13 protein-coding genes and 1 tRNA gene are annotated in these 14994 nt (G+C 59.4%); 4 read left to right on the plus strand and 10 right to left on the minus strand.

Going from position 1 to position 14994, the window contains the following annotated elements; translation table 11 throughout:
• Window positions 1–49 precede the first annotated feature (49 nt).
• Entirely contained in the window at window positions 50–841 is a 792-nt protein-coding gene (locus SIB92_RS07235) for an inositol monophosphatase family protein (protein WP_412555158.1), read from the minus strand.
• Window positions 842–1024: 183 nt separating this feature from the next.
• On the opposite strand from SIB92_RS07235, the gene SIB92_RS07240 reads away from it, so the two are divergent.
• Window positions 1025–2065, plus strand: a complete 1041-nt coding sequence (locus SIB92_RS07240; RefSeq protein WP_412555159.1) for an NADP-dependent oxidoreductase — start codon at window positions 1025–1027, stop codon at window positions 2063–2065.
• Window positions 2066–2202: 137 nt separating this feature from the next.
• Here the strand turns inward: SIB92_RS07240 and SIB92_RS07245 are convergent, their stop codons facing one another.
• Window positions 2203–3237, minus strand: coding sequence for a Hint domain-containing protein (locus tag SIB92_RS07245; RefSeq protein WP_412555160.1), 1035 nt, complete (start codon window positions 3235–3237; stop codon window positions 2203–2205).
• Between the two features lie 160 nt (window positions 3238–3397).
• Window positions 3398–4303 (minus strand): LysR family transcriptional regulator, encoded by a 906-nt coding sequence (locus tag SIB92_RS07250; RefSeq protein ID WP_412555812.1) that lies wholly within the window; start codon window positions 4301–4303, stop codon window positions 3398–3400.
• Between the two features lie 98 nt (window positions 4304–4401).
• Here SIB92_RS07250 and metF point away from each other — a divergent pair, with 98 nt between their 5' ends.
• The 3 genes from metF (at window position 4402) to dtd (ending at window position 6411) form a co-directional block, all read left to right on the plus strand.
• A complete protein-coding gene (metF, locus tag SIB92_RS07255) occupies window positions 4402–5268 on the plus strand; it encodes a methylenetetrahydrofolate reductase [NAD(P)H] (RefSeq protein WP_412555161.1) in 867 nt (288 codons plus the stop codon).
• A 72-nt stretch (window positions 5269–5340) separates the two neighbouring features.
• Window positions 5341–5835, plus strand: a complete 495-nt coding sequence (locus SIB92_RS07260) for a PaaI family thioesterase (protein ID WP_412555162.1) — start codon at window positions 5341–5343, stop codon at window positions 5833–5835.
• A gap of 141 nt (window positions 5836–5976) precedes the next feature.
• Window positions 5977–6411, plus strand: a complete 435-nt coding sequence (gene dtd / locus SIB92_RS07265; RefSeq protein ID WP_412555163.1) for a D-aminoacyl-tRNA deacylase — start codon at window positions 5977–5979, stop codon at window positions 6409–6411.
• Between the two features lie 12 nt (window positions 6412–6423).
• Here dtd and SIB92_RS07270 read toward each other — a convergent pair whose 3' ends face one another.
• The 7 genes from SIB92_RS07270 to SIB92_RS07300 form a co-directional block, all read right to left on the minus strand.
• Window positions 6424–6948, minus strand: coding sequence for an alkylphosphonate utilization protein (locus SIB92_RS07270; protein WP_412555164.1), 525 nt, complete (start codon window positions 6946–6948; stop codon window positions 6424–6426).
• Between the two features lie 21 nt (window positions 6949–6969).
• The gene (gene glpK, locus SIB92_RS07275; protein WP_412555165.1) at window positions 6970–8460 is read right to left on the minus strand and encodes a glycerol kinase GlpK; all 1491 of its coding nucleotides are present in this window, start codon (window positions 8458–8460) and stop codon (window positions 6970–6972) included.
• 192 nt (window positions 8461–8652) lie between these two features.
• Entirely contained in the window at window positions 8653–10551 is a 1899-nt protein-coding gene (locus tag SIB92_RS07280; RefSeq protein WP_412555166.1) for an acyl-CoA synthetase, read from the minus strand.
• A 240-nt stretch (window positions 10552–10791) separates the two neighbouring features.
• Complete coding sequence (locus SIB92_RS07285; protein WP_412555167.1) at window positions 10792–12585, minus strand: ABC transporter transmembrane domain-containing protein; 1794 nt, start codon at window positions 12583–12585, stop codon at window positions 10792–10794.
• Between the two features lie 146 nt (window positions 12586–12731).
• A tRNA-Gly gene (locus SIB92_RS07290) sits at window positions 12732–12805 on the minus strand.
• Between the two features lie 111 nt (window positions 12806–12916).
• Window positions 12917–13753: a citryl-CoA lyase gene (locus SIB92_RS07295; RefSeq protein ID WP_412555168.1), complete on the minus strand. Its 837-nt coding sequence runs from the start codon at window positions 13751–13753 to the stop codon at window positions 12917–12919.
• Window positions 13750–14940 (minus strand): CaiB/BaiF CoA transferase family protein, encoded by a 1191-nt coding sequence (locus SIB92_RS07300; protein WP_412555169.1) that lies wholly within the window; start codon window positions 14938–14940, stop codon window positions 13750–13752. The genes SIB92_RS07295 and SIB92_RS07300 overlap by 4 nt, the downstream gene beginning before the upstream one ends.
• Window positions 14941–14994: the final 54 nt, after the last annotated feature.

The following is a 14994-nucleotide window of genomic DNA, read 5'->3' on the forward strand; positions in this document are numbered from 1 at the left end:
GGTTTCTCAATTTCACAGTGGTGCAAAAGCCGCGTAAGGGTAGCGTACGTTACCCGTTGCGGATGACTTTTGCGAAGGTGGAGAAGATCGGCTCGTTGGCCACGATCATCTCGCCATCTTCCAGAATGTTGCCTTCCGGGTTCATTGGCTCAACCAATGCGCCAGCCTCTTTCGCAATCAGCAGACCTGCGGCCACATCCCATGGCTGCAGCTTACGCTCCCAGAAGCCCTCGTAGCGACCCGCAGCCACATAGGCGAGATCCAGGGACGCGGCGCCAAAGCGGCGTACACCGGCGGTCGCGGGCAAAATCCGTGCGAGGTCTTGCAGGGTCTCCGGCAGGTCGGCACGGCCAGCAAATGGCAGGCCAGTGGCAAAGATCGACTCGATCATGCGGTGACGGCCAGACACACGCATCCGCAGGCTGTCGTTCAGCCAGGCGCCCTCACCTTTTTCAGCGTAGAACATCTCGTCCTTGGCGGCGTCAAACACCACACCCGCGACGATTTCGCCCTTATGTTCCAGAGCGATAGAGATCGCCCAGTGCGGCAGACCGTGCAGGAAGTTGGTGGTGCCATCCAGCGGATCAACAATCCAGCGGCGGGTTGGATCTTTGCCCGCAATCTCGCCACCTTCCTCGGCAATCCATCCATAGGTCGGACGCGCGCCCAGCAACTCTTCTTTCAGGATTTCCTCGGCCGCAATGTCGGCGCGGCTGACAAAGTCGCCTGCCCCTTTGGTCGACACCTGGAGGTTTTCAACTTCACGGAAGTCTTTGACCAGCGACCGCCCCGCTTTGCGAGCGGCCTTCATCATGATGTTCAGATTTGCGCTGCCCGGCATGGCACGGCTCCTTTTGACACAGAGCGCGCGTATACGCCCGTAATCCCTTTTTGCCAAGGCCTTATAGGGCCTATTGCGCCGGTAAGGAAACGCCGCGTCACAAAAACTGGTTAAAAACCGCCGCCCCTTGCCAGAGAGCGGTGTGCCGACCAAGCTGACGTCAAAGCTTTGGAGGATACCCAAATGACAGATCAGATGCAGCGCATGGTGCTGGCCAGCCGCCCGACAGGTGAACCGCAGGACGAGAATTTCCGTTTAGAAACAGTGGATGTCCCCGAGATTAGCGACGGAGAAGTGCTGGTGCGAGTGCACTATATGTCGCTTGATCCTTATATGCGTGGGCGGATGGACGATGCGAAATCCTACTCCGCCGCAGTGCAGATTGGCGAGACCATGGGCGGCGGCGCTGTGGGCGAGGTGATCGCGTCTAACCATAAAGACTTTGCGCCCGGTGATTTTGCCCTTGGCATGTTTGGCTGGGCTACCCATGGCGTGGCAAAAGGCCATGAAATGCAAAAGCTTAACCCTAACTTGGCCCCGATCACCACGGCGCTTGGCGTGATGGGGATGCCCGGCTTCACTGGCTGGTACGGGCTGACCGAATTGGGCAAACCCAAAGAAGGCGAGACGCTGGTTGTGGGTGCGGCAACGGGACCGGTTGGGTCGATGGTGGGGCAGATTGCCAAATCCATGGGGCTGCGCGTGGTTGGCATTGCCGGTGGTGCTGAAAAATGTGCAAAGGCGACAGAGACTTACGGGTTTGATGCCTGCATTGATCACAAGGCCTATGAGACCGCCAGCGACCTGCGCAAGGCGGTGGCCGCGGAATGCCCGCAAGGCATTGATATCTATTTCGAAAACGTGGGCGGCAAGCTGTTAGATGCGGTGCTGCCGTTGATGAATGTCGGCGGGCGTATCCCGCTTTGTGGCATGATCGCTTGGTACAACGCTGGCGGGCTGGGGGCGGACGCGGCGATGGAGAGCCTGACAGGGCCTCGCTTGTGGCGCACAATCCTTGTTAACCAACTGTCCGTAAACGGCTTTATCATCTCCAACCACTATGACCGCTATGGCGATTTCCTGCGCGACGTCGGGCCAAAACTGGCCGCCGGAGAAATTGCTTATGGCGAGGACATTGCCGAAGGACTGGAAAATGCGCCTGCAGCGTTCCGCTCCCTGCTGAAAGGCGGAAACAAGGGCAAACAGCTGGTGAAACTGATCTGACTTCGTTTCGGCGCAACGGCGGTGATTAAGAATTGGCAGAAGCCAAAAACCACGTCGGTATTGTGTCGGTATCACGACTGTTTCGCGGAGGTGGGGGTTTTGTGCTCCTGCCCCGCGTAAACACAAGGTGCGGCGAGTTAATGCACCAGCAACCGCGCCTCACGGGCTTTCAAAGACGGGCGAGCATCCTCGCCGTAGACATGCAGGCCTTCACTCAGCAACTCGGGGAACAGCTCGTAGATTTCATCCTGCACCGCCTGCGCCATGGAGGAGAGGCCTTGTTCGCCCGGCATAAAGCTCTCGCTGGGAATGCCGCCGCCGTAGATGATTTCGTGGCAGTCAAACAGCAGGTGCAGATAGGTGACGTCGCCACCTTCGACCTGCACAACCGTGTCGCCATTGATCAGCGCCTGCGCCGGGACCAGCACTTCGCTTTCGCCAAAGTTCACTTCCACACGCCAGCCGCGCAACATCATGCGGTGGTGCGGGGACACCATGAGCGCCACGTCATTGCCAAGCGCGCCCGGTGCAAAGCGGATGGGCGCCAAGGCACCGCGCGCGGGCACGGTGCGACGGCCAATCCAGCGCAGAGGCTGAAATCCATGGTCCATGGTCAGGATCATGTCGCCTGGCTCCAGCTCTTCCACCGGACGCTCGCCTTTCTGGGTGATGATCTTGGTGCTTTCGACAAAGCATGGCACAAAGTCCCATTCCTCGCGGCTTGAGGTTAGACCGGAATAGCGGTTGCCCAGCAGGCTATCGAGGCTAATCGATTGGATTGGCCCCGCTTCCAGCGCCGCTTGATCCGCGTTGTCCGAAAACTCCGGCGCCAAATAGGCGTTGCCGTTGGTGTCCTGAAACAGAACGGCGGTATAGGTGGCGGTGGTGCCATCCACATAGGTGATTGTGGCATTGTAGACGGCGGTGCCGTCAAAGGTCTGCGGGCTGCCGCCGTCGACAGTGAAGCGATCGTTGGGACTGTTGTCCATGTCGTAAAACGAGCCAACATCCCCAACAGAGGACACCTCGACAAAGTCGTTCACCAGGGCGTCCCCGGGTCCACCAAAGGTCAGCCCAACCAGCGCAGACGCATTTTCTGCGGTGGTATTGCCTTCGTTGGTGTCGATGTCAGCCAGTTGACCAACAGAGATCGCATTAAACGTAGTCGGCATGAACAAATCTGGAGCCGCCCGCGCCGCGACCCTGGCAGGGATCAAATGCGCGCTGGGAGAAACTCCACCCCCTAAACTGATGAACCGTTACACAACAACATGGACGTGACGGCCCAGATTGTTCAGGGGGAGAAATATCAGAAAGGTCTCACCAGATGGTTTATGCAGATTGCAATCGGCGCGCTTCTTCGCCTGCTAATTGAATCAAATCCTGCATGTATGGCTTGTCCAGATCCTCGGTGCGCGTGGCGGCAAACAGCGCGCGGGTCAGGCCTTTGTCCGTGATTGGACGGGTCACATAGTCCGAGGAATACTTAACCTCGCGCACCACCCAGTCCGGCAAGACCGACACGCCCCGGTTTGAAGCCACCAGCAGCAGGATCACGGCGGTGAGTTCGGCCTGTCGCACCGAACCCGGCTCCACTTTGGCCGGGGTGAGCAGCTGCGAAAACACATCCAGACGCGAGCGTTCCACCGGATAGGTGATCAGGGTCTCGCCACGAAAATCCTCAGCCTCGACATAGGCCTTTTGCGCCAGAGGATGCGAAGAGGACGCCACAAACACCGGCGCATAGTCAAACAAGTGGCTGAACGACACATTGGGCAGGTTTTCCGGGTCGGAACTTACCACCAGATCGACCTCTTCCTTTTGCAGCGCGGGCATGGCGTCAAAGGCAAGACCAGGGCGAATGTCCACATCCACGTCTGGCCAATTTTTGCGGAATTGCTCCAACACAGGGAACAGCCATTCAAAACAGGCGTGGCATTCAATGGCGATATGCAGGCGACCAGAACTGCCTTCGCGCAAACCATTAAATTCCGCTTCAAGTTTTTCGACCTCCGGCAGCACCTGATTGGCCAGCCGCAAGAGACGCAACCCTGCGGCGGAGAGCTTCATCGGTTTGGAGCGACGCACAAACAGCTCCACCCCCGCCTGTTCTTCCAAACCTTTGATCTGGTGGGACAAAGCCGACTGCGTGATGTTGAGCTGATCGGCGGCACGGGCCAGACCGCCACATTCGTGGATCGCCCGCACGGTGCGCAGGTGGCGGAATTCAATGTGCATCTTCATGTTCGGCTCATGACCTTCTTGAGTATTATGAATTTGCGTAAAGATGCCATGTGTGGGACATGAGGACAACCGCAAGTTACAGGATGCCCGTTATGACCACGCCTCAAGTTTCGTTTGAATTCTTCCCGCCGCAAAATCTGGAGGCGTCTTTCCGGCTGTGGGACACGGTGCAATCTCTGGCCCCTCTGAATCCACGTTTTGTGTCCGTGACTTACGGCGCTGGCGGCACCACCCGAGACCTGACCCGCGAGGCAGTCGCGACCCTGCACAAATCCTCCGGCCTGAATGTGGCGGCGCATTTGACTTGTGTGAATGCCTCCAAGGCAGAAACGCTGGAAATTGCGGAAGGCTTTGCGGCGGCGGGTGTGTCTGAGCTGGTGGCGCTGCGTGGTGATCCGCCCAAAGGCAGCAACGGGTTTGTGCCGCATCCAGAGGGCTTTGCCAATTCCGTGGAGCTGATCGAGGCGCTGGCCGACACTGGCAAGTTCACTATCCGCGTGGGCGCCTATCCGGAGAAGCACCCGGAAGCGGCGGACATGCAAGCCGATGTGGAGTGGCTGAAGCGCAAGATCGACGCGGGTGCAAACGAGGCGATAACGCAGTTCTTCTTTGAGGCAGACACATTCCTGCGCTTCCGCGATGCCTGCGCCAAAGCAGGTATCGACGCACCGATCCTGCCCGGCGTACTGCCGATTGAAAACTGGAAAGGCGTGCGCAAATTTGCCGAACGCTGTGGCACCTCTGTCCCGGCCTGGCTGATCGACGCTTTTGAGAAGGCAGAACGGGACAACCGCGAAGACCTGCTAGCCACCGCGGTCTGCACCGAAATGTGCTCTGAACTGTTGGACGAAGGCGTGGACAGCCTGCACTTCTACACGCTGAACCGGCCTGAGTTGACCCGCGATGTGTGCCACGCTTTGGGCGTGACCCCGGCGGTGAAACTGGAAAACGTGGCGTAACAGCCGCTCTGCCCCTCTTGAGACGCAGACAATTTTGCGGCCTTCTTTGCACTGTCAAAGGAGGCCGTTTTTATGACCGCACATCACTACGCCACATCTGTTGAACAACTGGCCTCGATGGACACCATCCTGTCGATGAGCGGGTTGGCGTTTATGCGCGGCATCATCAACGGTGAGTTGGCGGGGCCACCGATTGGCCAGACGCTGGGGTTCAAACCGATTGTGGCGGATGAAGGCACGGTGACCTTTGAAGGCACACCGGAGTTCTCCACCATGAATCCCATCGGCACGGTGCATGGTGGCTGGTACGGGACTATTTTGGACAGCTGCATGGCCTGCGCGGTGCAGACGATGCTGCAGCCCGGGCAAATTTACACAACGCTGGAATACAAGATCAACATTCTGCGCTCGATCCCGGTTGGCATGACGGTGCATGCGGTGGGCACAGTGCAGCATGTCGGACGCTCTACAGGGATCTCCGTAGGCGAGGTGCGTGGGGTTGAAGATGGCAAGCTTTATGCCACCGGTTCGACCACCTGTATCGTCATGCAAGGCCCCAAGCGGTAGCACAGCCAAAAAGTCGCGCAGAAGGGCTCTGCCCTCGGTGCAGCAGAGCTGCCCCTTCACCCGAGATATTTCTGGAATGAGAAAGCGGGGTTGCACCGGTTGCGCGCCTGTCGCAGGGTCGCGCAAAATTGGGAGGGTGACATGCGGGCTTTGTTGCAACGGGTGAGTGAGGCGCAGGTGCGCGTGGATGGCGCCGTGATTGGCCAATGTGGGCAGGGATTGATGGTGCTGATCTGTGCGATGCAAGGCGACACCGAAGCACAGGTGGAGAAGCTTGCTGCCAAAGTGGCCAAATGCCGGATTTTTCACGATGAAAACGGCAAGATGAACAAGTCGGTGGCCGATATTGGCGGCAGTGCTTTGGTGATTAGCCAGTTTACACTGGCGGCGGACACGCGCAGCGGCAATCGGCCGGGATTCTCCACCGCAGCTGCGCCGGAAGACGGTAAACGACTTTATGAGTTATTTGCCCAAAAGCTTGGTGAGGTGGTGCCGGTGCAGACCGGGGAATTTGGCGCCGATATGAAGGTCTCGCTGACCAATGACGGGCCGGTGACCATCTGGATGGAAGTCTGAGGCCGACCTGCCTCAGCTCTTCTTCACAAACTTGGTCAGGATCACAATCCGCTGGCTTTCGACCCGGCCTTCGATGTGCTCGGGATTGTCCATCACCAGAGAGATGTTGCGCACAGCGGTGCCCCGTTTGGCTGTGAAACCAGCGCCTTTTACGGGCAGGTCTTTGATCAGCACCACGGTGTCACCCGAAGTGAGCAACGCGCCGTTGCTGTCGCGATGGATGACCGTATCCTCCCCCACACTCAGACCAGCCTCTGCCCAGCCCTGCACTTCTGGTTCCAGATAGGCCATGTCGAGCAAGTCCCGCGCCCAAGGGGCCTCCGGCAGCGCTTTGAGCAGACGCCACGCCAGGACTTGCACCGCAGGTTCCGTGCTCCAAATCGCCTCATGAAGACACTGCCAATGGGGACCGTCCTGCGGGCCATCCGAAACACCGGTTTCACAGGAGATGCAGAGATCAACAGAGACATCCAGCGGCGCGACAGCCACGGGAGATACGGCGCCAGAGGCGCCGCAAAGAGCACAGGAAGAGGACATGGAGCGCTCCGCGCTTGAGGGTTACTCGGTCATCGCCAGCGTGGCGTTGATGGCCTTTTGCCAGCCCGCATAGCGCCCTTCGCGCCAGCTGTCATCCTGCTTTGGCGTGAACTGGCTCTCTTTCTCCCAGGTCGCGGCAAAGCCTGCCATGTCCGGATAGGCCCCGATCTGCATACCCGCGAGCCAGGCGGCCCCCTTAGCGGTGCTTTCCGCCACCACAGGCCGGTCGACCGGTGCGCCAAGGATGTCAGAGAGGAACTGCATGGCCCAGTCAGAGGCAATCATGCCGCCATCCACCCGCAGCACCGTGTCACCGGTGAAGTCAAAGTCTGCCTGCATCGCTTCAAGCAGGTCGCGGGTTTGAAACCCGACGCTTTCCAGCGCCGCGCGGGAGAACTCTTTTGGACCAGAGCCACGGGTCAATCCAAAGACCGCACCACGCGCTTCCGGGTTCCAGTAAGGCGCGCCAAGGCCCACAAAAGCAGGCACAAGGATCAACTCCTGTCCGGGGTCTGCGGCATCGGCCAAAGCAGCTGTTTCAGAGGCGTCGTTGATGATGCCCAGCCCGTCGCGCAGCCACTGAACCACCGCCCCTGCGATGAAGATCGCGCCTTCGAGCGCGTAGGTCGGCTTGCCGTCGAGCTGATAGGCGATGGTGGTCAGCAAGCGGTTTTGCGAGGTCACCGGCGTGTCACCGGTGTTCAAGAGCGCAAAGCAGCCGGTGCCGTAGGTGGATTTCAGCATGCCGGCCTCAAAACAGGCCTGCCCAATGGTCGCCGCCTGCTGATCCCCGGCCACGCCGCGAATGGGGATGGCCGCGCCAAACAGATCGGCATCAGTTTCGCCAAAGTCGGCGGCACAGTCTTTGACCTCGGGCAGCATCGCCATCGGAATGCCCAGCAGCGCACAGATGTCCTTGCTCCAGACACCATTGTGGATGTCATAAATCAGCGTGCGCGCCGCATTGGTGGCGTCGGTGGCATGCACCTTGCCGCCGGTGAGTTTCCAGATCAGATAACAATCTACCGTGCCAAACAACAGATCTCCCGCCTCTGCCGCTGCGCGGGCGCCTTCGACATTGTCCAAAATCCACTTGATCTTGGTGCCGGAGAAATAGGGATCCAGCAGCAGGCCGGTGGTGGCTTGTACCATTTCCGCATGGCCGCCCGCCTTCAGTTCCTCACAGATCGCGGCGGTGCGGCGGTCCTGCCAGACAATGGCGTTGTGCACCGGCTCGCCGGTTGTCTTGTTCCAGACCAGCGTGGTTTCGCGCTGGTTGGTGATGCCGATGGCATCGATGTCTTTGGCGGATAATTTGGCACGCGCCAAAGCACCAGAACAGGTTTCCACGGTAGTGACCCAGATGTCCGCCGGATCATGCTCCACCCAGCCCGACTGCGGGAAGTGCTGCTCAAACTCCAACTGGGCGCTGGCAATCGGGCGGATGTCTCCGTCAAACACAATTGCGCGGCTGGATGTGGTGCCCTGATCAATGGCGAGAATATGGGTCATCTGTCCCCTCCCTGAACTCTGTTGCAGGCACAGTAGGCACGGAAAACTGTTACCGCAATCAGGAAGGGCGCCGCTTGACGCCGCGCCCTACTATTTTTTTCGTAGATGTCCTTCATGGTCCCCAAATATCCCGGGGGTGAAGGCACCGCCCTGCGGTGACGAGGGGGCTGGCCCCCTCCCCTCTGCGCCGGATCAGGCCGGCGATTCGTCGCTGGCCCATTCCCATGGGCGGACAAAATCGCCAAGCACTTTGCCAACTTCCTCGTCTGTGGCATCGCCAGATTTTTTGATCTGTGCCACAAGACCACGCTTCTTGTCATCCAGGACAAAGTCGACCCGCGCTGGCACGCCTTCTTTCTCAAGGGCCGCGTTATAGATGCGAGTGATGGCCGCTTTGCGCAGGTCCGGCTTGAAGATTTTGCCAACAGCGGTTTTCGGCAGCTCTGGCATGATTTCCACATACTTTGGATGTGCGGCGCGTTCATGCACGTGCACTTTGGCGTGGCTCATCAAATCCTCAACTGTCCCGGTCGCGCCCTCCACCAGCTCAACATAGACACAGGGCACCTCACCGGAATGCGCGTCAGGCTGGCCAATTGCGCCGGCAAAGGCCACATCATGGTGCGCCAACAGCGCCTCTTCGATCTCAGCCGGGTCAATGTTGTGACCGCCACGAATGATCAGGTCTTTGGCACGACCGGTGATCCAGAGGTAGCCGTCCTCGTCCAGACGCCCCAAATCGCCGGTGCGCAGATGGGTGCCGTAGTGAAACAGATCAACGTTTTTGTCCGCTTCGGTGTAGGTGTTGCCCGCGTAAACGCCGGGGTTGGACACGCAGATTTCGCCCACTTCATCCGCGGCACATTCCACAGGACCGTCCGGCGTGTTCTTGATGATGCGCACGTCGGTGTAGGGGAACGGCAGGCCGACAGAGCCAACCTTCTTGGCACCCGAGGGCGGGTTGCAGGACACCAGACAGGTCGCTTCGGTCAGGCCGTAGCCTTCGACAATGTCCACACCACAGGTGCTTTCAAAGCGTTTGAACAGCTCCATCGGCATTGGTGCGGATCCGGAGAAGGCGGTTTTCACGGAGGAAATATCCGCATCCACCGGACGCTGCATCAGCGCGGACACGGCGGTTGGCACGGTGATGATAAAGGAGATTTTCCAGCGCTCGATCAGCTTCCAGAAGTTGTCAAACACGCCATCGCCGCGATAGCCCGCCGGGGTTGGGAAGACCACGTGGGCACCGGATTTGATCGCCGCTTGCATGATGACGTGCACGGCAAACACGTGGAACAGCGGCAGCGGGCACATGATGTTGTCTTTTTCAGTGAAGAGCAGACGGTCGCCCAGCCAGCCGTTGTAGATCATGCCGGAATAGAGGTGCTGTGCCACTTTCGGCATGCCGGTTGTGCCACCGGTGTGAAAGTAAGCCCCTACACGGTCGCCTTCGCTATCCGCGAATTGCAGCGTGGTTGGGTGCTTCGCCAGTTCCTTGTTGAAGTCTTTGAAGTCCGCGTGCTGTGGGCCGGAAACCTTGGGACGGATCAAAGGTACAATCCAGGATTTTGGCGGGGTCAGATATTTGACCAGATCGATTTCCAGTACCGTGTGCACATGCGGCGCGTGACGCACAGCCTCGGCCACCTTTTGGGCCACGTCGGTTTTGGGGAAGCCTTTGAGAGTCACCACCACTTTGGCGTCAGTCTCGCGCAGGATGGCGGAGATCTGCTCCGGCTCCAGCAGCGGGTTGATCGGGTTCACAATGCCCGCAACCATGCCACCAAGCAGCGCATACATGGTCTCGTTACAGTTTGGCAGCACAAAAGCCACGGTGTCTTTCTCACCCACGCCCAGATCGCGGAACATATTGGCCGCCTGGGTGGTCTTGGCGTGCAGCTGTGACCAGGTGACGGTTTCGGCTTTGTCTTTGGGGCCAGAGAAGATCTGATAGCTGACCGCCGGACGGTTTGGAAACTTGTCCTTGGTGTTGGTCAGCATCTCATAAACCGTGGTCGGGTTGTCCCGCTGATCCCACGGTTTTTCGTTCTCGATGGCTTTCAGGTCTGCCAAAGATTCAAAGCTCATAGTCTATTCTCCCCCCTTGGGTTGCTTGCCCCAATCCGCCGGACCTCCGCCAGTCCGACCCACGTTGGACGCGTTCCGTCAAGATGATCCCAAAAACACCCTGCGCCCCGTTCAAGGCCAGCCGAACCTAAGGTCAAGCGGACCTGAAACGTTACGTCAGATTAACCGTAAAAGGGATGCAGTCCACCTCAAAATCAGCCTGTGGTCGCGCGCGCTTTGGCGCGGCGCGACCTTACTGATTTAGGCAGCGCCCGCGGTGAATTGAAGACGCGCCAGTTTGGCGTAGAGACCGCCTTCGGCCACCAGGTCGTCATGACGGCCCTGGGCCACGATGCGCCCCTCTTCCATCACGATGATGCGGTCGGCTTTTTTCACGGTGGCCAAACGGTGGGCCACTATGATGGTGGTGCGACTCTCGGCCAGTTCATCCACTGCCGCCTGCACCAGACGCTCGCTTTCCGCGTCCAAGGCTGAGGTGGCCTCATCCAAGAGCAGCACCGGCGCGTCGCGCAGGATGGCGCGGGCGATGGCGATGCGCTGTTTCTGACCACCAGACAGCATCACGCCGCGTTCGCCGAGCGGGCTGTCGTAGCCTTCTGGCAGCGCGGTGATGAACTCATGCGCGGCGGCGGCTTTGGCAGCGGCTTCCACCTCAGCATCGGTGGCGTCCAGACGGCCAAAGCGGATGTTTTCCCGCGCGCTGTCCGCAAAGATCACCGGGTCCTGCGGGACCAGCGCCATGTGCTGGCGGAAGTCATCGCGCTGCATGGTTTCAAGCGCCATGCCATCGAGCTTCACCTGCCCTTTGGACGGATCATAGAAGCGCTGGATCATCTGGATGATCGTGGTTTTGCCAGCGCCGGATGGGCCAACCAGCGCAACCGTCTCGCCGGGTTGAATGGTCAGGGTCACGTTATCCAGCGCAGAAATATTCGGACGCGACGGATATTGGAACGACACGTCTTCAAAGGCGATTTCACCTTTGACCGGTTCGGTCAGCGCCATAGGCTGTGCCGGATCGTTCACGGTATCCTCGGCATGCAGCAATTCCACCAGCCGTTCGGTTGCCCCGGCGGCGCGTTGCAGCTCGCTCCAGATTTCAGACAAAGCCCCTACGGCGCCTGCCACCATCACCGAATAGATCACAAACTGCACCAGAACGCCGACACTCATGCCGCCGGCGCGCACGTCTCGTGCGCCCATCCAGAGCACAACCACAACGCCGGTGAAGATCAAGAAGATCACAATCATTGTCAGCAGGGCGCGGGTGTTGATCCGGCGCATGGCTGCACCGAGCGACAGGTCGGTCACGCGGTTGAAGTTGGTGCGAGACTGCGCCTCATGGGTAAACGCTTGCACGGTTTGCACGGACAACAGGGCCTCTGACGCATTGCCGGAGCTTTCCGCAATCCAATCCTGGTTTTCACGGCTGAGTTTGCGCAGGCGGCGGCCCAACACCATGATCGGCACAATCACCAACGGCACCACCAGCAGCACCATCAAGGTCAATTTGGTGGAGGTGAACAGCATCAGAACCAACCCGCCAAGGAACAGCAGAACGTTGCGCAGAGCGATGGAGATCGACGAGCCGATGACGGATTGGATCACCGTGGTGTCCGTGGTGATCCGGCTGAGCACTTCGCCGGTCATCAGGTTTTCAAAAAACGCCGGGCTCATGTTGATCACCCGCGCAAACACGGCCTTGCGGATGTCGGTCACCACCAACTCGCCAAGCCGTGTCACCAGCAAATAGCGCAGCGCCGTTCCTACGGCGAGCATTGCGGCAATACCCAGCGCGGCGAGGAAATACTTGTCCAAAAGCGCGTCGCTTTCGGTGCCAAAGTTGTCCACCACGCGGCGCACGGCCACCGGCAACATCAAGGACACAGAGGCAGTCAGCGTCAGCGCGCAAAGCGCCAGTACCACCAGCAACCGGTAAGGGGCCAAAAACGGGCGCAATCCCCGCAGAGCGCCGATGTTTTTGCTTTTCTCACGGTCAAGTTCCGCGTTTGCTTGCTGCGGTTGTCTGGCCATCTTCGGGTCCTTGGCTTTGGTGTTAGCCGTTAGTGGACGCAGCGCGCGGGCGGGTCAAGCCGTCAGATATGCATAAGGCCCATGCAGACCTGCGACATGGCATAGCAGGGCGTGCCAGAAGCTTGAATTGTCAGGAAGTTTGACCTTGGAGCGGGTAGCGGGAATCGAACCCGCACCTTAAGCTTGGAAGGCTCTTATGATACCATTTCACCATACCCGCCCGAGGTTTGCTTGATGTATTTCAGCCTCTCGGGGAGGTCAAGTGGGTTCGCAGCGTTTCCCGCAACTTGGGCGATTTTTGTTGATGGGCGGGAGGTTGGCCCGCGCGGCTTTAGCTTTCCTTGGAAACTGTTTCGTCTTCGATCGGGTTTGGTCCGGTGTAGGTCCAGCGGTAGTGCGGCGGGGTTGGCCCCTTGTTGCGCCCGCCCTGCCCCATTTGCTCCCAGGCATGGGCAATCACGCCAACCGAGCGCGACAAGCAGAACAACCCGCGCGCCAAGGGTCCGGCAAACCCCAACTCGGCGTAGACCACCGCCGTGGCGCCATCGATGTTCATCGGCACCGGCTTACCTTTGCGGATGTTGAGTTCCGTCTGCAGGACGCGACCAATGGTGGCAAAGCGCCCCGAGACCACGCCTTGGTTGGCGGCTTCATCAACCAGTTGAAGTAAGCGCGGCGCCCGTGGGTCTTCGGGCTTGTGGAAGCGGTGGCCAAAGCCGGGAATGAACTTACCGCGCTCTGCCTGCCATCTGTCGATCATTTCCAGGGTGGCGGCTTGTAAGCCCGCGCCTTGCTGCACCGCGTCGTCGATCCATGTGTAGAGTTCAACCGCTTGCTCTCCGGCCCCGCCGTGCACGTCATCCAGAAAGTTCACCGCCGAAGCCATCGCACCGTTGAGCCCCAACCCACAGGTCACCGCCATACGTGCGGCGGCGATCGAGGGCGCTTGCGGGCCGTGATCCACCGCAGCGACCAACGCGCATTCCAGTAGACGCGCTTGTTCCGGCGTTGGCAGATCGCCGCGCGTCATCAGCCAGATCATTTGCGGGAAGGTCACATTGCCAATCAGGTCTTGAATGTCATGGCCACGGAAACGGATCTGGCCGGGGGCCATGTCGATGATCGAGGTGGACCACCAATCGGACACATCAGAGTTAGGATTTGTCATATCGCACCGCCTTGTTTCAGAGTTTCGACGTCAGCTTCAGAAAGTCCGAGGCTGCCGTAGATAGCTTCGTTGTCCTGCCCCAATTCCGGCGGCGGGCTATCGACCGTCAGCGGCAAGCCATCCAGCTTCACGCCGGTGGTGACGACGTCAATGTCCCGCCCCACACCCGGCACATCGGGGAAGCAGTGCAGAAAGCCTCGGTCGGCGATCTGCGGCATGTCGAGCACCTCTGGCACGGTCAGAACGGCGCCTGCAGGCACGCCAATTTTGTTGAGTTCTTTCGCCCAATCGCGCGCCGGGCGGGTTTTGAGAACCGCCTCCAGCTCCGCCTTCAGCGTCATTCTGTTTGCCTTCCGACTCTCGCGCGTCGCGTACTCTGGACAGTCGCGCAGGGCTGCGAGGCCAAGGTGATCCGTCAAAAGGACCCACTGTTCGTCTTTATTGGCGGCAATATTGATCAAGCCGCCGCCAGCTTCAAACGCGCCGGAGGGCGCGGAAGTGGGGTTTTCGTTGCCATTGGCCTGTGGCGTGACGCCAGCAATCAGATAGTTGGACACGGCCCAGCCCATGGTGGCCAACACAGCTTCCAACATGGAGACATCAATAAACGTGCCACGCGGACGGGCGTTGAGCGCGGCGGCGATGGCAAAGGCTGCCGTGATGCCCCCCACTGTGTCGGCAATCGGGTAGCCCACCCGCAGTGGCGCGCTGTCCGCATCGCCGGTGACCGACATCACACCAGATGTGCCTTGGATGATCTGATCGTAGGCCGGTCGGTGCTTCCACGGGCCGTCTTGGCCAAAGCCCGAAATGGCGCAGTAGATCAGGTCCGGCTTGATCTCTTTCAGACGGTCATACCCAACGCCCAACCGATCCATCACCCCGGGGCGGAAGTTCTCCACCACCACATCGGCGGTCGCAACTAGCTTTTCAAACAGCGCTTTGCCATCAGGATTTTTGAGGTTCACCGTCACCGACTTTTTCCCAGCGTTTTGGGCGAGAAAGGACACCCCCATGTTGTTTTGGCTCAACTCGGGATCGGCCCCCAATTGTCGCGCAAGATCGCCACGCCCGACCGCTTCGACCTTGATCACCTCTGCCCCCATATGGGCCAGTTGGTGACAGGCAAAAGGGCCTGCGAGCACGTTCGTAAGGTCCAGAACGCGAATGTCCGTGAGTGGTTTCATGGGATGTCCTTTCGCCTTGGGAGCTAGACGTGTGACCCAATCAGTGCAACAGAT

Origin of the sequence: Shimia sp. MIT1388 (genome assembly GCF_047124445.1) — a bacterium.
Lineage (GTDB): Bacteria > Pseudomonadota > Alphaproteobacteria > Rhodobacterales > Rhodobacteraceae > Shimia.